Here is a 729-nt window from a genome sequence, read left to right as displayed (position 1 = left end):
GGCGATGGTTCCGGGGTGATGTCGACCGGACGTTCGAGGAGCTTGCCCTGGTGGAACACTGCGCCGGCCCGCACCAACGCCACCAGGTGTGGTGCGTTGACCGCCCGCCACCGCGACTGCGCTGCTTCGATCAGCTTGTAGGCCATCGCCATGCCCGCCGCCCGTGATCCCGGGCCCTTGGTCACCCTGGTCCGAAGCCGAACCGTCGCGAAGGTCGATTCGATCGGGTTCGTGGTGCGTAGATGCACCCAGTGCTCGGCGGGATACCGGAAGTACTCGAGCAGCACGTCGGCGTCATCGACGATTTTCTTCACCGCTTTCGGGTACTTCGCGCTGTAGTCACGTTCGAACGCTGCGATCGCCAACTGCGCCTTGTCGATGTCCTCGGCCCCGATGATCTCCTTCATCGCCGCCAACGCACCCGGATGCGCCGATTTCGGGAGTGCAGCAAGAACGTTGGCTTGTTTGTGGAACCAGCAGCGTTGTTCGCGGGTGGCGGGGAACACCTCCCGCAGTGCCCGCCAGAATCCCAAAGCTCCGTCCCCGACCGCGAGCGCCGGCGCGCGCATCCCGCGGCGGCGGCAATCCCGCAGCAGGTCCGCCCAGGACTCGGTGGACTCTCGGTAGCCGTCGGCCAGGGCGACGAGTTCCTTGCGGCCGTCCGCCCGCACCCCGAGCATCACCAACAGGCAGAGCTTTTCCTGCTCGAGCCGGACTTTCAGGTGGATG

Annotated in this window: 1 protein-coding gene; it reads right to left on the bottom strand. The window is 66.1% G+C overall.

Annotated elements, in window-relative coordinates; genetic code table 11:
• Positions 1–729, bottom strand: a 729-nt coding sequence (locus AC5Y7V_RS31390) for an IS256 family transposase (protein WP_499883792.1), incomplete at both ends; no start/stop codon positions are given.

The sequence above is a fragment of the Mycobacterium sp. NGS34 genome, from assembly GCF_059812845.1.
The sequence above is the reverse complement of the archived record's forward strand: the minus strand, read 5'-3'. Positions and strand labels throughout refer to the sequence as shown.